14 protein-coding genes and 1 pseudogene are annotated in these 22,260 nt (G+C 42.6%); 14 read left to right on the plus strand and 1 reads right to left on the minus strand.

Translation table 11 applies throughout. From position 1 onward, the window contains the following. Nucleotides 1–37: 37 nt before the first annotated feature. The 4 genes from GL182_RS15435 (at nt 38) to GL182_RS15450 (ending at nt 5,438) form a co-directional block, all read left to right on the plus strand. A complete protein-coding gene (locus tag GL182_RS15435; RefSeq protein WP_163380674.1) occupies nt 38–1,846 on the plus strand; it encodes an acyl-CoA dehydrogenase family protein in 1,809 nt (602 codons plus the stop codon). A 26-nt stretch (nt 1,847–1,872) separates the two neighbouring features. Continuing rightward, the gene (locus GL182_RS15440) at nt 1,873–2,388 is read left to right on the plus strand and encodes a DinB family protein (RefSeq protein ID WP_163380675.1); all 516 of its coding nucleotides are present in this window, start codon (nt 1,873–1,875) and stop codon (nt 2,386–2,388) included. Between the two features lie 285 nt (nt 2,389–2,673). Continuing rightward, nucleotides 2,674–3,762 carry an alkaline phosphatase family protein gene (locus GL182_RS15445; protein WP_163380676.1) on the plus strand — a complete coding sequence of 363 codons (1,089 nt, stop codon included), beginning with the start codon at nt 2,674–2,676 and terminating at the stop codon, nt 3,760–3,762. After that, entirely contained in the window at nt 3,759–5,438 is a 1,680-nt protein-coding gene (locus GL182_RS15450) for a metallophosphoesterase family protein (protein ID WP_163380677.1), read from the plus strand. The genes GL182_RS15445 and GL182_RS15450 overlap by 4 nt, the downstream gene beginning before the upstream one ends. A 100-nt stretch (nt 5,439–5,538) precedes the next feature. On the opposite strand, the gene GL182_RS15455 is transcribed toward GL182_RS15450, so the two are convergent. Beyond that, entirely contained in the window at nt 5,539–6,732 is a 1,194-nt protein-coding gene (locus tag GL182_RS15455; protein WP_163380678.1) for a GTP-binding protein, read from the minus strand. Between the two features lie 235 nt (nt 6,733–6,967). On the opposite strand from GL182_RS15455, the gene GL182_RS15460 reads away from it, so the two are divergent. The 10 genes and pseudogenes from GL182_RS15460 to GL182_RS15505 all read left to right on the plus strand — a co-directional run bounded on the left by GL182_RS15460 (nt 6,968) and on the right by GL182_RS15505 (nt 22,109). After that, nucleotides 6,968–8,839 carry a Xaa-Pro dipeptidyl-peptidase gene (locus tag GL182_RS15460; RefSeq protein ID WP_240469850.1) on the plus strand — a complete coding sequence of 624 codons (1,872 nt, stop codon included), beginning with the start codon at nt 6,968–6,970 and terminating at the stop codon, nt 8,837–8,839. Between the two features lie 369 nt (nt 8,840–9,208). Continuing rightward, the gene (locus GL182_RS15465; RefSeq protein WP_163380679.1) at nt 9,209–9,424 is read left to right on the plus strand and encodes a helix-turn-helix transcriptional regulator; all 216 of its coding nucleotides are present in this window, start codon (nt 9,209–9,211) and stop codon (nt 9,422–9,424) included. A gap of 358 nt (nt 9,425–9,782) precedes the next feature. Further along, nucleotides 9,783–10,214 (plus strand): very short patch repair endonuclease, encoded by a 432-nt coding sequence (locus tag GL182_RS15470; protein ID WP_163380680.1) that lies wholly within the window; start codon nt 9,783–9,785, stop codon nt 10,212–10,214. Continuing rightward, nucleotides 10,195–11,829, plus strand: coding sequence for a DNA cytosine methyltransferase (locus GL182_RS15475; protein ID WP_163380681.1), 1,635 nt, complete (start codon nt 10,195–10,197; stop codon nt 11,827–11,829). The genes GL182_RS15470 and GL182_RS15475 overlap by 20 nt, the downstream gene beginning before the upstream one ends. Before the next feature lie 9 nt (nt 11,830–11,838). Beyond that, nucleotides 11,839–13,323 carry an ATP-binding protein gene (locus tag GL182_RS15480; protein WP_163380682.1) on the plus strand — a complete coding sequence of 495 codons (1,485 nt, stop codon included), beginning with the start codon at nt 11,839–11,841 and terminating at the stop codon, nt 13,321–13,323. Further along, nucleotides 13,316–16,096 (plus strand): Z1 domain-containing protein, encoded by a 2,781-nt coding sequence (locus GL182_RS15485; RefSeq protein ID WP_163380683.1) that lies wholly within the window; start codon nt 13,316–13,318, stop codon nt 16,094–16,096. The genes GL182_RS15480 and GL182_RS15485 overlap by 8 nt, the downstream gene beginning before the upstream one ends. Further along, entirely contained in the window at nt 16,083–17,078 is a 996-nt protein-coding gene (locus GL182_RS15490; protein ID WP_163380684.1) for a PD-(D/E)XK motif protein, read from the plus strand. The genes GL182_RS15485 and GL182_RS15490 overlap by 14 nt, the downstream gene beginning before the upstream one ends. 8 nt (nt 17,079–17,086) lie before the next feature. Further along, nucleotides 17,087–19,411 carry an AIPR family protein gene (locus tag GL182_RS15495; RefSeq protein ID WP_163380685.1) on the plus strand — a complete coding sequence of 775 codons (2,325 nt, stop codon included), beginning with the start codon at nt 17,087–17,089 and terminating at the stop codon, nt 19,409–19,411. 30 nt (nt 19,412–19,441) lie between these two features. After that, nucleotides 19,442–20,401, plus strand: a pseudogene (locus GL182_RS15500) (nuclease domain-containing protein); the annotation flags it as partial. Between the two features lie 670 nt (nt 20,402–21,071). Beyond that, nucleotides 21,072–22,109 carry an alpha/beta hydrolase gene (locus GL182_RS15505; RefSeq protein ID WP_163380686.1) on the plus strand — a complete coding sequence of 346 codons (1,038 nt, stop codon included), beginning with the start codon at nt 21,072–21,074 and terminating at the stop codon, nt 22,107–22,109. The last annotated feature ends 151 nt before the right edge of the window (nt 22,110–22,260 follow it).

Genomic DNA, 22,260 nt, shown 5'->3' on the forward strand with positions numbered 1-22,260 from the left:
TGCTTTAAGAAATTGTGGAAGCTAACGAAAAATTAAAATGGAACCAATAGCAAAGAAAAATACCCTGAATGGAGGGGAGTATTTGATCAGGGAAACCGCAGCAGCGGATGTTTTTATTCCTGAAGCTTTCAGTGAGGAGCAAAAAATGATGGCACAAGCATGCCAGGACTTTTTGGACAAGGAAATTCTGCCCAAAATGGAAGAAATTGATAGCATGAAAAACCCTGAATTGGTTCCTGAAATTCTAAGAAAAGCCGGAGAACTGGGTTTGCTGGCGATTTCAGTACCGGAGGAATTCGGTGGCCTGGGCATGAGTTTCAATACATCCATGCTGATTGCCGATATCATTGGAGCAGCAGGCTCTTTTTCTACTACCTATGGAGCCCATACCGGCATAGGAATTCTCCCGGTACTATATTACGGTACAGCACAACAAAAAGAAAAATACCTACCCAAGCTTTCCAATGCTGAGTGGGCGGCCTGCTATTGCCTGACGGAACCAGAAGCAGGCTCAGATGCCAATAGCGGAAAAACCAAGGCCACATTGAATCCGGAAGGCACCCATTACCTGATCAACGGGCAGAAAATGTGGATTTCCAATGCAGGCTTTGCCCATTTTTTCATTGTATTTGCAAAGGTGGATGACGACAAAAATCTGTCGGCTTTCCTGGTGGAGAAAACTTTCGGTGGCATTAGCATGAATGAGGAAGAGAAGAAAATGGGCATCAAGGGAAGTTCTACCCGTCAGGTATTTTTCAAGGATTGTCCGGTGCCGGTAGAAAACATGCTTTCCGAAAGGGGCCAGGGATTTAAAATTGCGGTGAATATTCTGAATATTGGCCGCGTAAAATTAGGGGCAGGCGTACTCGGAGGATGTCGCAGGGTATTGGGGCTTTCCATACAATATGCATCCGAGAGAAAACAGTTTGGCCTGTCTATAGATTCCTTTGGAGCAGTGCAGGCCAAATTGGCAGAAATGGCCATTAAAACCTATGCCTGCGAGTCCCTGTGTTACCGTGCCGGACAGGATATAGAAGATCGCATTGCCGCATTGGAAGCAGAAGGCATGGAACCCAACAAAGCCAAGCTGAAAGGAGTAGAGGAATTCGCCATTGAATGTGCCATTGCCAAAGTTCATGGTTCGGAAGTATTGGATTATGTGGTAGACCAGGGTGTTCAGGTATACGGTGGCATGGGTTATTCTGCTGAAGCTCCTATGGAACGGGCATACAGAGATGCACGCATTTCAAGGATTTACGAAGGAACCAACGAAATTAACCGTATTTTGATGGTGGGTATGCTGTTAAAGCGTGCCATGAAGGGAGAATTGAACATCATGGATGCCGCCCAAAGAGTAGGAGAAGAGTTAAAGGCTGTTCCTGACTTTTCGGCTCGGGATCATGCAGCTCCTTTATCGAAAGAGAAAGCCCTACTGCAAAACATGAAGAAAATTTTCCTCATGATCGGGGGTCAGGCAGCCAAAAGCCTGGGAGACAAGTTGGAAGATGAGCAGGAAATCATGATGCACCTGGCAGATATCATGATAGAAATCTATGCTGCTGAATCAGCCCTATTGAGGACGGAGAAACTGATGGCCAGCAAAGGTGAGGAAGCGGTAAAAACCCAACTGGCAGCAACCCAGGTGTATTTGTATGAAGCGGTGGAAAAAATTAATGCTGCAGGAAAAGAGGCCATTTATTCCTTTACATCAGGGGACGAGCAAAAACTGCTTTTGATGGGCCTTAAAAGATTTGCCAGGAATGAGGGAATCAACACCAAAAGCTTGAGAAGGGAAATTGCCGCCTCCCTGATAGCAGAAGGCAAATACTTCTTTTTCCATGCCTAAGTAATGAATGAAATACCAGCCGACAAATGAAAAAACCAGAAGCCTGGCTTAGGGGAGCCGTTCCCGGTATACCCCAGATATTGCAGCCTGCTGCCCATGCCCTGATCCAAACCACAGAGGATTTGCACAGATATATGGAGGGTTTTCCTGATGAATATTTATGGGAAAAGGTCGCCAGCCGTGCTGCTGTGGGTTTCCACCTACAACACATGACGGGAGTCATTGACCGCTTGTTTACCTATGCTTCGGGAAAAAACCTGAGTGATGCGCAAATGGAATTTTTAAAAAAAGAAGGCCATCCCGACACTCATTTGACCGGAGAAATGTTGATCCATGCTTTTGAGGCTAAAGTGAATGAAGCGTTGGATATTTTTAAACTGGCAAAAGAGGATGGACTAACAGCGACACGCCTGGTTGGACGCAAGCAATTGCCAAGTACCGTTTTGGGTCTTTATTTTCATGCTGCCGAACATGCGCAAAGACACCTGGGTCAGTTGTTGGTAACCGTGAGTGTGTTAAAGGAACGAAAATCAGGTAATTGATAGTTGGAAAAACTTATCGGCCCATCCATATAATGTGGCCTTTTATATCATGTTCTACCTGCTAGAAAAATATAATCCTTAACTTTAATCCCATGAAATCGACACGATTAAAATCATCATTAAACACACAGGGCAATGATTATTTTAATCGTCAAAGATTCCATCTGACGATTAAAAATCAAATTATAAACAGATGAAATCGAGCATGACGTATCCGTCACACACTGGAATGACTATCAGACATGCGAGATTCCATGTGACCATTAAAGAACAAATTATAGACACATGAAAAAAACCGCTATTCTTCTGATGGTGATGGGCTTGGCTTTTGGTAATGCCCCTGCCCAAAAAACCACTCAAACCGAAAACATCTTCCTGATAACGGTGGATGGCCTCCGTTGGCAGGAATTGTTTAAAGGCGCAGATTCCCTGTTTGTGGATGACACAGGAATGATCAAATCCCAGGGATCGCTGTTGGATGAATTCTGGCATTCGGATCCGCTTAAGCGAAGGGAGATGCTGATGCCCTTTACCTGGTCTACCCTGGCAGGGGAGGGGCAGATTCATGGCAATCGGGCCTTTGGCAGCCAGGTAGACCTCCGCAATGACATGCTTTTTTCCTATCCCGGCTATAATGAAATTTTGACCGGTTCGGCAGATGATGAGCGCATCAATTCCAATGCAAAAACGAATAACCCAAACATCACCTTGCTCGAGCACCTTCATAATATGCCCGAGTATAATGGAAAGGTAATGGCCTTTGGCAGTTGGGATGTGTTCCCCTATATCGTCAATGAAGAGCGCAGCGGCGTACCGGTTAATGCTGGTTTTGATAGGGCTGAAGGATCCAATCTCACAGCTGCCGAACACCTGATCAATAGAATGCAGCAGGAAATACGCGGACCCTGGGGCGGAGTGAGACTGGATCCATTTACCCACCATTATGCCCTTGAAGCCATAAAAAAATCCGCTCCCAAACTGGTGTACATTGCCTATGGGGAACCGGATGACTGGGCCCACGGCAATCGTTATGACGAATACCTGCATTCCATCAGGCAGTTTGATGCCTACCTGAAGGAACTGTGGGAATACATTCAGTCGAGTCCGCAGTACAAAGATAAAACCAGCATGATCATTACCACTGATCATGGCAGAGGTATCGATAAAGCCACCTGGACGGGCCATGGATCGGGAATTCCCCGCTCCAGAGAAATATGGCTTGCAGCGATAGGTCCGGATATTCCGGCAGTAGGGGAAGTGAAGAAAGATGAAGTCCTGTATGCAGCCATGATCGCCCGGACCATTTTCCAGTTGCTGGGATTGCCCTATCCGGATGAGGAGGCGGATGCCCTCATTTCCGATTTGTTGCCATGAATTTCAGATCAGATCATTTATGGGCAGTGGTTTTGATGCTGGCATGCCAGCCTGATCCGGAGACGCCTACCTATAGGGAAGCTTTCCTGGAGGATCAGCAAAAGGTTTCCGGCTTTTTTCAACTTCAATTTCCAAAAGACCAACTGACAGCCCTGGACTCGGGTTGGGTTTTTCTGGGTCTGGATTCACTTACCGGCATCCATCGGGAATGGCCCACTCGTTTTTCTCTATCCGATCCGGTTGCCTTGCCCCATCGCTTGCCTGTGCCTAACCATTCGCTTTGGTACCGCTGGGAAGGAAACCTGGAACCGGGTATTCTGCTGGTCAATGCAGACGACGGCGTACAATGTTGGATAAATCAAAAGCAAATTCCCAGGGCAGCCGAAGGCGACTATTTTGAGGTGGACGCATACGGGCAGACTGAGCTGGGACTTCGGGTGGTAAACAATGCCATGGGAGGAGGTCTGCGAGGCGTACAGTTTTTGCCCCAGGCTGCCCACCAATCCTGGCAGGAAAAGAAAACGCAAATCAGAAAAGCGGTTTTGGCAGATCGGAAAATTGAGCTGCTGCAGGATCCGGACCATGTGAGAAAGTGCGGAGAATTGTCTTTTCCAGAACTGACTGAGCGTTTGTCTGCATACCCCATTTTATTTACCGTTCCAGTGTTGATTTGGAGCACCGATGGCAAGCCCTTTGTCCGCTGGGTAAGTGAATCTGCGGATAAAGCCACCCTGCGCCTGGATAACGGAGAAGAAATCAGTATTGCATCAACAGACGGTGTTTTTACCTACGAACTGGATCCAGGAACCGGTTTTTCCTTTGATCTTTATCAGGAAAAATCCTATCAGGGTCACTATAGTTTGAAAGCCAGGCCGAATACAAAGGATATCAAACTCGCACTTTGGGGAGACTCTCAGGGAGGTTGGGATACCTTCCGAAAAGTAGCCGATGCCATCAGGGCACATGAGGCCGATCTCAGCATTGGAGCAGGGGATTTGGTGAATAATGGCTCGGAGGACTGGGCCTATCCGCGATTTTTACAATTGCTTTCCCGCATGCATACCCCGCAGCTTTTGGTTCCCGGCAACCACGATTATGATGGCCATTACGACGATTTGGTGGCCAGACAGCTGAAGCAATACCTTGCGCAGCCGCAAACACCCACCTATGGACTGCATCAATTTGGGCCAGTAGCCATTCTTAGCCTGGATCCGAATGTGAACTTTCCGGTTTCGGTTCCGGCGGGTACCCGGCAAAGGGATTGGCTAGAAAAGCAGTTGGAATCCGATACCTGGCGAAGCGCTCCCTGGAAAATAATTGTTTTGCACCAGCCTCCGTATGCTCAGGGCTGGTCCGGTTATCAGGGGGAATGGACGATTCGTCAATTGCTGGAACCCTATTTTCATCGGGGCCTGGTGGACCTGGTGGTGGCTGGCCATACCCACGATTACGAAAGACTATCCCTTGACTTTTCCGGCCATCCCGTACATTTTTTGGTAGTCGGAGGAGCTGGGGGAGGGCTGGAGCCGGAGGGCGAGCAATCGGATTTTCCCCGGATGGACCGGCTGATCAAGAAACACCATTATGGAATCCTCGAAATCAATTCCAGCCGAATGCACTTTACGGCCTACGATCTGGAAGGGAATACCATGGATACTTTGTCCATAGAAAAGTGAGCCATGGCTACCACTTCTCCTCAAGTCTCTGGCTACCTTCAATGCCTTTCCTGAGCAAAAATTTTTCCTTTCCGACGGCTCAGCCCTCCTATCATTTCAATTAAACCGGCCAGGGATCAATAAATTTTTCTCCTTCAACAAAATCCACTATCTCCAGATCTGATAAAAGGCAGTTTTCCATCTCTTCATGAATCTTTGCAGGTTCCAGGTTTTGTCCAATAATTACCAATTCGTTCATCCGGTCTCCAAATATTTTGTCCCATTTTTTTTCGATGTACTCCTGATTATCCAGATAGGCCTCATATCTGATCCTTTGATGGAAAGGCATACTGACCCACCAGATTCCCGCAGGTTCCGCCTTGAGGGAGCCCCCGGCCTGAGACCAGACCATGGCTGTATCTTTTCGGGAGGCCAGGTAAAACAGCCCTTTACTTCTGATAATACTGGCTGGCCAGTTTTCACTGATATAGGTCCAGAACCGCTCCGGATGAAAAGGCCTTTTATTGCGAAAAGTAAAGGAACTGATGCCATATTCCTCTGTTTCCGGTTGGTGTTCTTTATCCAATTCTTCCTGCCACTGCGAAGCATTGGAAGCCGTCTCTAAATCAAAGCGTCCCGTACTTAGGATTTCTTTGAGTGATACATGGCTGTGATTGGTAACCAAAATCTTCGCATCAGGATTTAACTTTTGTAGCAAGGTTTTCATCTCCTCCAATTGTTTTTTACCAACCAAATCTGCTTTGTTGAGTAGAATCACATTGGCAAATTCTATCTGATCTGTTAGTAAATTGACAATGGACCGCTGGTCTTCCGGATCTTCATTCAGCGACCTGGAGTAGACCGTCTCAGCACTTCCAAAATCCCTGTAAAAATTAAAAGCGTCAACTACTGTCACCAGGGTATCCAGCCGGCTATACCGGGATAGGTCTATGCCGTTTGCTTCGTCAATAAAGCTGAAAGTCTGGGCCACCGCAAGGGGTTCGGAAATCCCACTGCTTTCAATCAACAGGTAATCAAAGCGTTTTTCTTTTGCCAGTCGCTCCACTTCCACCATTAGATCTTCCCTCAGGGTACAGCAGATACAACCATTGCTCATTTCAACCAGCCTTTCCTCCGTGCGGGATAAGGTATTTTCCTGCCTTACCAGCTGGGCATCAACATTCACCTCGCTCATATCATTGACAATCACAGCTACTTTGAGATTTTCTTTGTTGTGTAGGATATGGTTCAGAAGGGTAGTTTTGCCGGCTCCCAAAAAGCCGCTCAGTACGGTTACAGGTAATTTTTTGTGCATGTCAGTCAATAATTTTAGCCTCTTTAATAGTAAAATTCAATTTTCCTACCGATCGGATGGTTTCATTTTATCACATTACGTTTTAAAATGACAGGAAGCAAAGATAGACAATAATTGAATAAACGCAACAATGTTGCAATAATGAAATCCCGGCTTAATTTCCATAAAATGGCGCTGCACCTGTTGGCCACAGGCCCGATTCGGAGAGGTTTAAAAAAAAAGCTATTTTTAAGCCATGAAAAATCGATCTCGTATACCTTACCCCTTGATGCTGCTTGTTTTCTTGCTGGCAAACGCACTTTTTGTTCAACCCCTTGCCGCCCAATCGGAGGCAAAACCCTACTTCCTAAACGGGGAGGCCCAGGAAGCAGCGGCCTTCAAGGATCCGGCACGTTGGGTACGGCATGATCTCTGGGTGGAAACCGAATTCGATTCCGATGCAGATGGGCAACCTGATCGCATGCACGTGGCCGTCACCCGCCCTTACCAGACCGAATATGAAGGCCTGAAATTACCGGTGATTTACGTGAGCAGTCCCTATTTTGCAGGGGTGGCGCCGGATGTAGACGGCTTGTTTTGGGATGTGCGACACGAATTGGGATCCCCGCCGGAAGAAAGGGTCTCTCCGCAAGTAACGCCCATCAACAATCGCCCCTTTATTTCCGACTCCCACATCCAAACCTGGGTACCCAGGGGGTATATCGTGGTGCATTCTTCTTCCCCAGGCACGGGGCTTTCCCAGGGTGCCCCCACCGTGGGCGGCAAAAACGAATCCCTGGCCCCCAAAGCCGTGATCGACTGGCTCTGCGGGCGGGCTAAAGGCTATACCCAACCTCAAGGTGGGGAACTGGTGGAAGCCTATTGGTCTACAGGCAAGGTAGGCATGACCGGGACTTCCTACAATGGTACCCTTCCCCTGGCGGCGGCCACCACCGGTGTAGCCGGACTGGAAGCCATCATTCCCATCGCACCCAATACCTCTTATTACCACTATTACCGCTCCCATGGGCTGGTGCGATCCCCGGGTGGATACCTGGGTGAAGACATCGACGTGCTGTACGATTTTATCCACAGTGGGGATCCGGCCATGCGGGCCGGAAACAATGCCCGTATCCGCGATACCGAAATGAAAGCAGGCATGGACCGGGTCACAGGCGATTACAACGATTTCTGGGCCGGCCGGGATTACCTGAACCAGATGGAGCCCATGAAGGCCGCCCTGCTGATGTCTCACGGCTTCAATGACTGGAACGTGATGCCTGAACACAGTTATCGTATCTATAAAAAAGCCGAATCCATGGGCCTGCCGGTGCAGCTGTATTACCACCAGGACGGCCATGGGGGACCACCGCCCATGCGGATGATGAATCGTTGGTTTACCCGCTACCTGCATGGCGTAGAAAATGGGGTAGAGGAAGACCCCAAAGTATGGATCGTCCGGGAAAATGACAGTCAGGAGAATCCGTCCCCCTATGAATCCTACCCCCATCCCCAATCCGAAGCCGTCTCGCTTTTTCTGGAAGGGGCCGCTCCGGCAGCCGGAAAGCTACACCTGGAGAAACCCTCCCGGCAGGGCAAGGAGACCCTGGTCGATAACTTTTCTTTTGATGGGGCTTCCCTGGCCAGGGCGGAGCTGACCGATCACCGGCTGTTGTTTTTAAGTCCGGAGCTGAAGGAGGACCTGCACCTCTCGGGTCTGGCCGAGATGAGCATAAGGCTGGCATCCAGCAAGCCTGCCGCCAACCTTTCCGTTTGGCTGGTATCTTTGCCCTGGAACGAAGGGAAAAATGCGAAGATCACCGACAATATCATCACCCGAGGCTGGGCAGATCCACAAAATCACCGTTCCTTAACAGAGAGCGAGCCGCTAAAGCCAGGCAGGTTTTACACGCTGAGTTTTGAGCTGCAGCCCGACGACCAGGTCATTCCCCGGGGTCAGCAGATCGGATTGCTGATCTTTTCCAGCGACAAGGAATTTACCCTCTGGCCCGACCCCGGCACCGAACTGACGGTAGACCTGGACAAAAGCACCCTGCAGCTACCGGTAGTGGGCGGTAAGGAGGCGTATGAAGCGGCTACAGCTACTGATGCTGAGCGGAAACAATAAAATAGGTCACGGAGGACACAAAGTGGGCACGAAGAATACAAAGCAAAGAATGTGAAAAAAGTTCTCAGAGATCTTTGTGGCCTTTGTGTTTTCTCGGTGTCCTTTGTGGCTAAACCATTTAGAAACGTACAATTTATTACTCAGACGGATCCAGTCATTCACTAATTTTTCGGGACATGAAGCGGGCACGAAGAAATATTATGGTGGTGCGAAAAAGATTTTGTCATAACATGATCTGGCAGGAGAATGAGCTATGATAAATGACAAATTATATCTATTTCCATATAAATTTAAGCGATTGATTAATATTATACGTATAAGCATATACTAATCAAGTTTTTTTTACCTCTGTATGTTTAGGCATATAACATGAGCCAATTATCTAATTTTGTAAAGACGAGAAGGAAGCAACTAGGAATCAGTCAGGAAGAATTTGCAGAAAAGTCCGGGGTAGCCTTGACGGTAATCCGAAAAATTGAACAAGGCAAGGAAAACCTCAATTTGTCAAAAGTCAATCAGGTACTCCAAATGTTTGGTCATGTCGTAGGTGCTGTAAACGAAAACCATGCGGCAGGGGATAAATAAAGACGTATTCATAGAAATCCCCAAATAATCTGTGAAAACCCGGCGAATCTGTTCCTGTGCTTTTGGTGTAAAAAGATTTTCCCCTTCCAAAAAAAGCCACTATCTTGTTAGGGAATTATTGGCAAATGGAAACATGTTTTTAGGAATAACGGGGTATCGGCCCATGGGTTTTTGAAACTAAATTGATTTGATTAGGTGCCGTCAAAAAACCGCTTGGTGTAATTGAAAGCAACTTAGACGAGATCGATTCGTTTCTGGAATATCTGCTTTCAGTTATTTATACTTCAAAGTTGAAGCCAGAAAGGCATTTTTCCATTAGCAAACAGACTTCATTTTTTTAAAGATATAAAATAGGATCATGGCAGACGTTCACGAACCGGAAATAAGGAGCTATAACATGAGCCGTATCAAAGGGAAGGATACCAAACCGGAAATGCTGGTTCGGAAGTTTCTTCATGCCCATGGTTTTCGGTATAAACTTCATGACAAAAAGCTACCGGGAAAACCGGATATTGTTTTGCCAAAATACAATTCCATAGTTCTCGTGCACGGGTGTTTCTGGCATGGGCATGAAGGATGCAAATATTACGTTGTTCCGAAAACCCGGACGCAATGGTGGCTGGATAAGATTGCTGTCAACAAACGCAAAGATCAGGAAAATGAAAAAAAACTTAACGCTTCGGGATGGAATGTTTTCATTGTATTTGAATGTGAACTTAAATCTGGAAATCAACAAGAGACATTAATGAACCTTATAAAAAAAATTACAAATGGCAATTCCGGTAATTGACCTATTTGCAGGCCCGGGGGGTCTTGGGGAAGGTTTCTCAGCAGTAAATGATGGAGCGGCGTTTGATATCAAGTTATCAATAGAAAAAAACCCTGCGGCTCACCAGACTCTTGAACTGAGAAGCTTTGTTCATCAGTTTGAACACCGAGACCTGCCTAGAGCCTATTACGAGATGTATGAGGAATCAAATCTGGCAAAAAGAGATTTACTAAAACAGAAATTGTTCTATCAGTATCCCCGGCAATACGAAAAAGCTAAAAACATCGCCTGGAGATGTACCCTGGGTTCGCCGGAATTTCCGCCTGAAATAGTCAATAAAAGGATTGCCAAAGCTCTGGCGGGCGAAAAAAACTGGGTGCTTATAGGAGGACCTCCCTGTCAAGCCTATTCCGTCGTGGGAAGGTCCAGGCTGCAATGGAAAGATAATCTTGATGAAAAAGACCATCGGGTTCACTTGTACAAGGAATATTTGCGAATCATAGCCGACCATCATCCGGCAGTATTTGTAATGGAAAATGTCAGAGGTATCTTATCCTCTAAACTAAATGGAGAGGTTATTTTTGACAAAATCCTGAGAGACCTAAAAAACCCGGGAATTATTTTTAAAAAGAGAAAAGCGCCCAGGTATAAAGTTTTTTCTTTAGCGAAAGATCCCATGGTATCCGACGGGCGAGGAAATCCGTACTACGAGGATTATTCCGATTACTTGATAAAAGCGGAGAATTATGGAGTTCCCCAAAACAGACATAGAGTAATACTGCTTGGAATACGTGAAGACATTTCAGTATCGCCGAAAACTCTAAAAAAGGCAGAAAATATAGTTTCACTTTCCGAGGTTATAGGAGATTTGCCAAAAATTCGCAGCGGAATCAATCGCTCATTTGTACGGAGCGAAATGGTAGACGGAATGAAAAAGCGGTTTTATCGAAAAGAAACTGATTCAGATAACGCCTGGAAAATATTGACCAATTCATTAAAAAACGAGATAATTTCCTGGAATGGTTTTGCAAAGGATTATTCCGCTAATGGTATTGAAATTCCTCTTCAAGGAAGGGGTTCCGAATTTGTCCCTTGTGAAACTCCATTGGAAACCAACCCGCTTTTTGATTGGTACCATGATCCAAAATTGAAAGGAATAGCCAATCATGAATCACGAATACACTTGGTGGAAGACTTGAAACGGTATATGTTTTCCAGTATGTTCACAAAGACCTATAACCGTTTTCCCCGATTGCATGAATTTGAAACCCATAGTGACGTCTTACTTCCTGACCACGAAAATGCCAAATCTGGAAAATTTGCGGATAGGTTCAGGGTACAAGTGCCGGATCAGCCGGCAACAACAGTAACAAGCCATATTTCCAAAGATGGACACTATTTTATTCATTACGACCCGAATCAATGCCGGAGTCTGACCGTCCGGGAAGCTGCCAGGATACAGACCTTCCCTGATAACTATCTATTTTGTGGACCTCGTACCGCCCAATACCATCAGGTGGGGAATGCGGTGCCGCCTTTATTGGCAAATAAAATTGGGAAGGTTGTTCTTGATATTTTTCTCCAGATCACTCGCAAAATAAGTGAAATTGAAAAATTAGTGGATCTACAAGCTTGATGGATAAAAATGAATATTGACTACTCCAAAATAGAGTCCACAACTGCCGAACCGGAGGCAAGCTCCATGATAGAAACCTTCCGGGCAATCGGGTATTCTGTTGAAACTGCAATTGCCGATATAATTGATAACTCAATAACCGCTGGAGCGAAAAACATTTGGATTGATTACAACTGGAAAGGATCAAATACCACACTCTCAATTTTGGATGATGGTATTGGAATGAATAATGACCAACTTATTCAGGCATTAAGACCAGGTAGTAAAAACCCACTTGATGAAAGAACTGATGATGATTTGGGTAGATTTGGTTTAGGTCTAAAGACCTCTTCATTTTCTCAAACCAGGAAATTTACTGTTTTATCAAAGGCTGCTGATAACAAATCCATTTTTTGGAGTTGGGATTTAGATTTTGTCAATCAAAAAAAAGCGTGGAAATTGATCCGCTATGTACCTAATGAATCCTATTGGACAGAAAAAATTGAATCGGTAAATACTGGAACTTGCATTATTTGGTGGGACTTAGACAGACTTACCAAAGACACTTCAGAAGATAGTGAAGAAGCGAAAAGCAAGTTCTTAGGAATTATGGATTCTGTTAAATCACACTTGTCTATGGTTTTTCAAAGGTTTATGGATGATGGATTGAAAATTTATTTCAGGGAGCGTCTTATTAAACCTTGGGATCCTTTTATGATTGGTTTAGATGGATTACAAACAAAGCCCGAAACCAGACTAGTAGATGGAAAAATAAAAATTAAGGGGTTTGTCTTACCTCACCGCTCAAAACTTTCAGCTGAACAATATAATCTTGGCAAAGGGCCAAAAGACAACTGGACTGCACATCAGGGCTTCTATGTGTATCGCAATCGAAGACTATTGGTTGCTGGTGATTGGTTAGGTTTTTTTAAAAGAGAAGTCCACTATGATTTATGTAGAATTCAAATTGATTTGCCCAATAATTTTGATGGCGACTGGCAAATCGACATAAAGAAGTCAATTGCAAGACCTCCATCAATGTATCGTGAACAGATCAGAGCGTTGGCAACAGAAGTTCGTAATCAAGCTGTTGAGGTTTACAGGCATAAAGGTAAAGTCCTTAAAAGAAAACTTGCGTCAGATGAATACTTTCCTTTTTGGGAAGAACGAGCAAGACACGGTAAAAGATTTTATAAAATCAACCGAAATCATCCTCTATTAAATGATTTACTTTCTAAGTCTGGTGACTTGAAAAAAGATATTGAAAAAGTCATCCAGTTCATTGAAGAAACGATTCCTGTTCCTTTAATCACACTTCAGGAAAGTGAAAACGAAAAGCCTCACGGACAACCTTTTGAAGGAATTGACCACAATGCCATAAAAGAAACTATGCAAAAGCTTTTCAATGGTTTTGTTTCTAGTGGATTATCAACTGAAAAAGCTAAAGCAAGGGTTCTGAACACAGAGCCATTTAATTTTTATCCAGAATACATTGAGTTTTTGATAAATGAGTAATATCGACCCAATTAAAATAATACGGCAACTACTATTCGATAAGACTTCCGTAACTATTGATGAAGTTGAAACTGCTGTTGATACTTTTCTAAAAATGAATCTTCCTATATCGGATTCTCGGGAAATGTTAATTAGAAAAGTCGAAGAGTTGTTTACTATCAGACAGGATGAGTGGCGATCAATTGTTAAAGAAGAGGAAAACGACCCTTGGTTAAGTGATAAAAGAGCTTCTATAAATTTTACTAATGGCTTTTGGGGTAATTACCGTCAATATCTAGAAGAAGAAAAGGGGTTTGCACCTGAGGTAGTAAACCGTCTTGATTTGTTAACGGACAGCATACTTGACAATCTTTTTGATCCAGCATTAAAAATTCAAGTAAATAAAAAAGGTTTAGTCGTTGGGCAAGTGCAATCGGGGAAAACTGCAAATTACACAGGGTTAATATGCAAGGCAGCTGATGCAGGTTTTGGTTTGATTATTATTATGGCAGGTATTCACAATAATTTAAGAAGTCAAACACAGGTACGAATTGATGAGAGTTTTTTGGGTTACGACACTCAACATACCAGGGCCTTAAATCAAGGGTCTATTAAAATTGGTGTTGGGAGGCCTGGTTTTGGAAAGATAAACGTTGCTCACTCTCTAACAACAAGTCAAGAGAAAGGGGATTTTACACAAGGAGCAGCTAATTCAGGTAAAACGAGTTTTGAAACAAACGAACCGTTAATTGCAGTTATTAAAAAAAATCCACACGTTCTTCGAAGAATTTATCAATGGTTGGCTGCTCAAGCAAGCGAAGACAATGAGCTTGGACGAGTTATACGAAACAAATCACTTTTGTTAATTGATGATGAAGCGGATAACGCTTCAATTAACATATCAAATGATCCTGAAAGACAAAGTTCTATTAATGGTTGGATCACTCAAATTTTGAATCTTTTTGGAAAAAATGCGTATGTCGGTTACACTGCGACACCTTTTGCAAATATTTTCATTCCACTGGATGATCAAAACCTATTCCCAAGAAACTTTATAAAGAACATTCCAGCCCCATCCAACTATATTGGCCCGGAAAAAGTATTTGGTTTTAGCCCGTTAGAAAAAGAGGAAGCTTCTGATACAGTTTTACCCATAGTGAATAGAATTAATGACCATAGAGACTTTGTACCTGACAGGCATAAAAAAGATGACCAACTGCCTTCGTCTCTACCAGAGTCATTAAAACGAGCCATCCGTTGTTTTATAATTACATGTGCTGTCCGGAGATTAAGGGGGCAAACAACTGTTCATAATTCAATGTTGGTGCACGTTTCAAGATTTATGCGTTGGCAAGACCATATCGCAGAGTTAATATCCAATCAATTCATTTATTATCGTAGAGGAATTGACCAAAATGATAGAGTAATTCTAAATGAAATAAAGGCCACATTTGAACAAGATGACAATGGCTATAAATCTTTCGTTACTGTTTCCAATAGTATTCTGAACACTGAATTAGTAAATCTCGATTCACAAATACAAGTTCATCAATGGAATGATGTATTAAAGCATTTGAATGATGCTGCTTCAAGAATTGAGGTTAAATCAATACACGGTGGTTCAGGGGAAGCCCTTGATTATTTTGACCATAAAAATGGTCTTTCAGTCATTGCGGTTGGTGGTAACAAATTATCCAGAGGACTTACTTTAGAAGGGCTGTCAATAAGTTATTATCTGCGTGCTTCCCGAATGTATGACACGCTTATGCAAATGGGACGCTGGTTTGGATATCGTGGAGGCTATGTGGATTTGTGTCGCCTCTTTACGAGCCGGGAACTAAACGAATGGTTCTGCCACATTACTCAAGCCTCTGAAGAATTAAGAGAAGAATTTGACTATATGTCTGATGTGGCGGGTTCAACACCTGAACAGTATGCCTTAAAAGTAAGAACGCATCCTGGTGTTCTTCAAATTTCTGCAACAAATAAAATGCGATCAGCTACAACGGTTCAAATTTCCTGGGCTGGAAGATTAGTTGAATCCTATGAGTTTAAAAAGGATATTCCAGTAATTTACAACAATTTCACGAATACTCAAAAATTCATTTCATCCTTGCCAAAATACTCAGAACCAAGGCCAAGTAATGCGTTTTTATGGTATGATATTCCTGCTGAGCAGATAATCAATTTTTTTGAGGGAATTCAATCTGTTGAAAATTTGAAAAAAGCGGAACCGCGAAAATTGATTCAGTTTATTTCGGCTCAATTGAGAAATGGGGAATTGACAGATTGGCGAATTGCCTTAATGTCAAAGCCCAATGCTAAAAACAATTCTCAATTTCATATTAATGGGACAGATGTTTTGATAGGGCAATGGAAACGAACAGAAGACGATAAGAACTCTAATGAACAGATTTACTACCTAAGAAAATCACACATTATAAGTCCTTCAGATGAGTTTATTGATTTTACTGATGCGGAAAAAGGAAAAGCAATGGAACTGACAAATCTACATAGAAAAAAAGAAGGTGAAGCTATGTATCCAAATGGGCAAGTAGTTAGAAATGAATTAAGAGACCCCAGAAAACCATTGCTTTTAATCTATTTACTTGATCCGGAGGAGAGTTTAGAGAAGAAATTACCAGGAGGCACGAATCCATTTGTAGGTTACGCAATTAGTTTCCCAAAAAGTAATTTCAACGCACCAGTTTCTTATGCAGTAAATGAAGAGTTGCTGGATAGATTTGATGTTGTTGAAGAAGATTTTGAAGATTATGGAGATGACGAAAATTGAAACAATTTGGTCGGGTTTAGAAGATGAGACACCTGTTCATTCTGGTTTACTTTACAAGCGGTTTGCCGCTGAAGTTCTGCCCGATGTTTTCATTGCTCTAAAATCACCTGAAAAACTGAGATGTATTGCATTTAGGATAAGTAAGTCTTTCCCTTTTGATGAAAATCAATGGAATAAACTCAAAGACATCAAAATTGAAATATTACTTGATGAACGAGATAAAGCCAAAATATTCTTATTGATTCTCTTATTAAACAAACAACACAAAGATATTTTCTCAACCCTTTGCGAAGATTTAATTTTTGGTATTTCAGATGTTTCAACTGAGCAAACTTTAGTTGAAAAATTGCTTGAACGCTTAGCCAAATGGCAATCATTATTTGAAAAGGTCGGAAAACAAGGATTATCTGATGAGGCACAACGAGGACTTTACGGTGAAGTTTTTTTCTTGCGGGTGTTCTTAAATAATTCAGCAGAACAAAATTACTGTGTTAAATCCTGGTTAGGGCCAGAAAAATCAATTCAGGATTTTCAATATTCAAATTGGGCTGTTGAAGTAAAAACAACCCACGGGAATAATCATCAAAAAATTCATATTACCAGTGAAAGACAGTTGGATGATTCTATTATTGAAAAAATCTTTCTTTATCACCTTTCACTAGATATTCGGGTAGGCAATGGTGAATCATTAAATTCTCTCATTGATGAAGTTTTGAAATTGTTGACTAAAAACACAATGGCCTCAAATCTTTTTAAATTGAAACTATTAGAATCAGGATATTATGATATTCATAGGCCAATTTATGAAGAAATGGGTTATTCAATCCGTCAAGAAAATCTCTATCGTGTTTCAGGTAATTTCCCAAGGATCACAGAAAGTCAAATTCCTATCGGGGTTGGTGATGTAAAATACTCAATCGTGCTATCTGAATCAGAAGAATGGAGAATTGACCATCAAACACTATTTAGCGAAATAAAATAGACTGTTAAATGGAAAATAAAGAGCTACAAAGGTTTTATATTGACATTCAGGAAGAGACAAATTCAAGTTTAATTTCGGAAGTAGAAGGCACAAATCCTGAACAGATTTTTACGGATTATGCACTGTCCTTACTTTCTGATGCCGGAGAAACAGAAAACTACAGAGTTTGCTATGATGAAAAAATAAGCAAGAGAGGTGTTGAGCATAAAATAAATGCATATGCTCTTTACGAAAATTATGAAACTCTTGATCTGTTTGTTACTATCTACAGATTTGATGAAAGTGTCCAACCTGTTTCAAAAACAGAAGCTGAAAAGGCTATTGACCGTCTTGCTAAATTTTTCAGAAATGCCATCTACAAAGATTATGTGAACGAACTGGAAGAAAGTTCGGAAATATTTGATTTAGCACAGACATTGGCTAATGTGGCGGAAATAAGAGAGTTTCTTACCAGAGTCAATGTCTTCCTGATCACGAATGGAGAGGTAAAAGCTGACTTGAAACTTTCAGATAAAGTAGCTGGTTATCCCGTTTTTTATCGTGCCATTGACATTAATTACCTCTTTAACCTTTCCGAAAAATCAAGAATTCCAATTGAGATTGATTTTGAAAGTAACAATGTTACTGTTCCCTGCATAGACAATAGAATTGAAAACAAGGATTATCAATCATACCTCGCGATTATGCCAGGGCCAGTTCTGGCAGATATATATGAACAGTACGGGCCAAGACTTTTAGAGCAAAATGTCCGTTCATTTTTACAGTTTACCGGGAAAATCAATAAAGGAATCAGAAAGACCATCTTGGATGAACAACATATGTTCATGGCATTCAATAATGGAATTGCTGCTACTGCTGAAGAAGTAAAAATCATCACTCTTCCCGATAATCAGGGTAAAGCAATAGGATATGTGAAGGACTTTCAGATTGTGAACGGAGGACAAACAACAGCTTCGATCTACCATACCTGGAAAAAAGATAAAGCAGATATTTCGCAAATTTTCGTTCCGGTAAAGCTAACCATTGTTAATGACCGGCAGAACTTTGGTGAAATTGTAGGTAGAATAGCAGAGTATGCCAATACCCAGAACAGAGTTTCTGCCTCCGATCTTAGCTCAAACAGGGAAAACCATGTAATCCTTGAAAAATTATCACGTACCATATGGGCTCCACCTCTGACAGGAGAATCACATCAAACCCGTTGGTTCTTCGAAAGGTCAAGAGGACAGTATAAAAATGAAAGAATCAGATTTGGAATCACTCCTTCCAGGCGAAAACAATTTGACAAGCAGAATCCAAGAAGCCAGATGTTTACCAAAGAACTTCTGGCAAAATATGTCAACTCTTACAGAGAGATTTACAATGGAAAGAAACTGGTCATAGGTCCACATTTTGTCGTAAGAGGAAGCCAGAAAAACTATGCTCAATTTCTGAATTATAACTTTGATTCCAAACCGGATAATTTATGGTTTGAAGATGCAATCGCATTGGCTATTCTATTTAAGAGTGCCGAAAAAATATACGGTGTAAGCCCGAATTCAATAGGTGATATGCGGTATATCACAGTTCCATATTCCGTTGCATGGTTGGGAATCCAACTAGAGTACTCACTCGATTTATTCAAAATATGGAGAAACCTAGAACTAACTGCTCAACTAAAAGATAAATTGTATGAAATAATGGTGACCATTGAAAAGTTTATCAAAGAATACGCTCCGGGTTCTCTATATGGTGAATGGGCTAAAAAAGAGGATTGCTGGAATGCAATTAAAGAGCATGACTTTGGAATTAATCTTGATAGTTTAAATGAAGACAGAACAAGTAAAACATCTGCCAGTCGAAGAAGGGTAAGCGAAGATGAAACGATTCAGGCAGAAGTAAACGCTTCCCTGGAAAGAATTAAATCTGTACATCCGAAAACGTGGAAAAAAATTGAGGATTGGGGAAGGGAAACAGGAAAACTATCCCAGTATCAGTATGACATGGCCAATACTCTCGGAAACAGAGTCAGGAATGATAGAAACATATCAGAAATTGAACGCCATCAAGGAGAACTAATTCTAGATCTAGTTGCAGATCAGGTTCCTGAAATTTTTTTTGATATGGAGCAGTTCTTTTCAGAAGAAGAAAAGGAGCAAAATAATGAACGAGAAATTACTATGGTCCTTGTAGAAAAAATTGTTCAGTGGGACAAAAGGAATAAGAGGCTTAAACCTTTTGAATATCGTTTTATGGCTGACCTTGCAGATGGTAAAAAGGACTTTACGGAAAGGAATAAGTTTATTGCCAGATTAAATCTCAAAAAGATTGAAAAATTTGGTTTTGATAAATGAATTAAAAATTAAAACCTTCGCAGTTGGACTTCAACATTAAGGCCGGATTACACGCTATCTTTTTGGCCTGTTGGCATTTCAGAAGCAGAAGCGGAAAAACAGGAACTGATCGTTCATGTTCATTTTGATGCCAAATACAAAATAGCAAATTTATGGGATTACCTGAATCCAGATTCTGAAGAAAAGCTGAATGAAGAAAAAAACGAAAACAGAAAAGGGGTCTACAAAAATGCAGACCTACTAAAAATGCATGCCTATAAGGACGCTATTCGGAGAACGGGTGGAGCCTATGTGTTGTACCCAGGCGAAAAACCCTTAACCAAAAGGGGATTCCACGAGATAATTCCCGGCCTTGGTGCATTTCCGCTACGTCCATCGAAAAGGGATAGTGGTGTTGGGGAATTAAAGGCCTTTATACTTGAAGTCCTGGATCATTTTGTTAACAGGGCTTCTCAGCGGGAGAAAATGGCCTTCAGAACCTTTGATATCCATAAAGATCCACCGGATTCGAAGAACCAGATACGAGAGGCACTACCGGAAACCTTTCACAGTAATCGTGGGCTTTTACCGGATGAGACCTTTGTGTTGGTTGGGTATTACCATTCAGAAGAACACTATGAATGGATAAAACAAAATAAGCTTTACAATTTTAGAATGGGCACCGGAGCTGGTTCGTTGGTGTTGGACAAGGAATCCGTTAATGCCAAATACTTACTGCTACACACCAAGGGAGAAAAGGTATCTGAAGCCTTATGGCGGATTGTAAGCAGCGGACTTTCGGTATTTTCTAAAGAAGACATGATCAAAAAGGGCTACCCCCATCCCTCTCAGGATCATTACCTGCTGATACAATTGGAACCCGTAATGGACCCGGAATTTCAAGGCCTGTCCTGGGATTTCAGGAGCCTTTCGGGCTATTCCCCGGGCAGGGCCTCCGCCTTTCCCTTTACCAGCAGCCTGGCGGAATTGATGCGGCATAAAATCAGGTAGGGGTTCGTATTTTTTTATGATGGCAAAAATATAACCTTAGCAAATCGGTGCTTAAATCAAAGCTATCCTGGTTTGATTATCGTGAATATTCCGTATTCGAATATGGAATAACATTTTTAAACCGTATTAAGGAACTTGAGAAAATTAAAATTAATGAAACCCCTAATATGCCCATATATGGTTCCCTATTTTTTAAACCACCTAAGACACATAAGTACACCTAAGCATATCGCCCCCCTTACATGCCCTTATATTCCTTATGTGGTTTTTTTTTAACCACCAAAGGCACATAAGCAGCCATAAATATATCTCAGCTCCTTCTATGCCCTTATGTTCCTTATGTGTTTTCCTTTTTTTAACCACCTAAGACACCTAAGTAGCCATAAATATATCGCAGCTCCTTCTATACCCTTATATTCCTTATGTGGTTTTCTTTTTTTTTAACCACCCAAGACACCAAAGCAGCCATAAATAAATCGCAGCTCCTTCCATGCCCATATATTCCTTATGTGGTGCTACTTTTATCCGAGAACCCTAACATGCAAATGAGCTCATTACCAGATAGCTACAAGGAAAAAGTTGACGCTCATTTATTGATAATCATAAAAAATTATTTTATTTTACCCGGACCGGAAAATCCTACCCCATTTGTAAACAAAGTTAACGGTAAATGAAACGCACAATAACGCGAATAGTCATCAGTATCCTTGCTTTGGTGGTCCTGCTAGTTCTTGCTTTCAAACTTTCTCCCTATCCGGCGGTTTGGCTGGTACGCTATGCGTTTGAAAAAGAGGCGGTCCGGGTGGATGAGGCGCTGGAAAAATTCGTTCCTGAAAATATTCGTTCCATCCGCAATGTTCAGTATGACCCAAGCGATCCAAATTCCCTTTTGGATATCTATTACCCCAAAGATGCCATGGCGGCAAAAAGCAAGTTGCCGGTTATCGTCTGGACGCACGGGGGAGGATTGGTTTCCGGAACTAAAGACCATATCAGCAATTACTCCAAATTGCTGGCCTCCCAGGGCTTTGTAGCTGTATCCATCGATTATACCATTGCTCCCGAAGCCAAGTACCCCAGGCCCATCCGTCAGCTTAACGAAGCATTGGCTTTTATTTCTTCCCATGCCGACCAATTTGCCATTGATTCTACCCAGTTTATTTTGGCAGGAGATTCAGGGGGTTCCATGATTACTGCCGCAACAGCCAACCTCATTAGCAGCCCTTCCTACGCAAGCATCACAAAAGTCAACCCGGGTTTGCGTTCAGATCAACTCAAAGGCCTGCTGCTGTACTGTGGCATTTATGAGGTAGACAACCTGAATTCAGAAGGTGCCTTTGCCTCTTTTCTGAATACCGTCACCTGGGCCTATTTCGGTGAAAAAGACATTTCCAATAACGAATACGCCAAAACGGCATCGGTACTCAATTATCTTACAGATTCCTTTCCCCCTAGCTTTATTTCAGCCGGAAACAAGGACCCGCTATTGGCTCAATCCAAACGCTTTGCAGAAAAGCTTTCAACCCTAGGTGTCCACCTGGATACGCTATTCTTTCCAGAATCTTACGAGCCTGGCCTGGGGCATGAATACCAGTTTACCTTTGATGAGGATGGAAAGCAAGCCTTTGAAAGGTCCATCCAATTTATAAACCAGGTGCTGTCTACTAAGGTTGGCCCCGATTCACCTTCCATGGTTCCCGCTTATTGAACCACCTAAGACACCAAAGCAGCCATAAATATATCGCAGCTCCTTCCATGCCCTTATGTTCCTTATGTGTTTTCCTTTTTTTTAACCACCTAAACCACCAAAGCAGCCATAAATATATCGCAGCTCCTTCCATGTCCTTATGTTCCTTATG

The sequence above is a fragment of the Cyclobacterium sp. SYSU L10401 genome, assembly GCF_010993705.1.
GTDB lineage: Bacteria > Bacteroidota > Bacteroidia > Cytophagales > Cyclobacteriaceae > Cyclobacterium.

Excerpts from the sequence above, each read along its gene's own strand:
- GL182_RS15455 (WP_163380678.1), bottom strand. The coding sequence starts at position 6,732 with ATGCACAAAAAATTACCTGTAACCGTACTGAGCGGCTTTTTGGGAGCC.
- GL182_RS15495 (WP_163380685.1), top strand. The coding sequence starts at position 17,087 with ATGGAAAATAAAGAGCTACAAAGGTTTTATATTGACATTCAGGAAGAG.
- GL182_RS15470 (WP_163380680.1), top strand. The coding sequence starts at position 9,783 with ATGGCAGACGTTCACGAACCGGAAATAAGGAGCTATAACATGAGCCGT.
- GL182_RS15490 (WP_163380684.1), top strand. The coding sequence starts at position 16,083 with ATGACGAAAATTGAAACAATTTGGTCGGGTTTAGAAGATGAGACACCT.
- GL182_RS15485 (WP_163380683.1), top strand. The coding sequence starts at position 13,316 with ATGAGTAATATCGACCCAATTAAAATAATACGGCAACTACTATTCGAT.
- GL182_RS15475 (WP_163380681.1), top strand. The coding sequence starts at position 10,195 with ATGGCAATTCCGGTAATTGACCTATTTGCAGGCCCGGGGGGTCTTGGG.
- GL182_RS15460 (WP_240469850.1), top strand. The coding sequence starts at position 6,968 with ATGAAAAATCGATCTCGTATACCTTACCCCTTGATGCTGCTTGTTTTC.
- GL182_RS15440 (WP_163380675.1), top strand. The coding sequence starts at position 1,873 with ATGAAAAAACCAGAAGCCTGGCTTAGGGGAGCCGTTCCCGGTATACCC.
- GL182_RS15505 (WP_163380686.1), top strand. The coding sequence starts at position 21,072 with ATGAAACGCACAATAACGCGAATAGTCATCAGTATCCTTGCTTTGGTG.
- GL182_RS15465 (WP_163380679.1), top strand. The coding sequence starts at position 9,209 with ATGAGCCAATTATCTAATTTTGTAAAGACGAGAAGGAAGCAACTAGGA.
- GL182_RS15450 (WP_163380677.1), top strand. The coding sequence starts at position 3,759 with ATGAATTTCAGATCAGATCATTTATGGGCAGTGGTTTTGATGCTGGCA.
- GL182_RS15445 (WP_163380676.1), top strand. The coding sequence starts at position 2,674 with ATGAAAAAAACCGCTATTCTTCTGATGGTGATGGGCTTGGCTTTTGGT.
- GL182_RS15435 (WP_163380674.1), top strand. The coding sequence starts at position 38 with ATGGAACCAATAGCAAAGAAAAATACCCTGAATGGAGGGGAGTATTTG.
- GL182_RS15480 (WP_163380682.1), top strand. The coding sequence starts at position 11,839 with ATGAATATTGACTACTCCAAAATAGAGTCCACAACTGCCGAACCGGAG.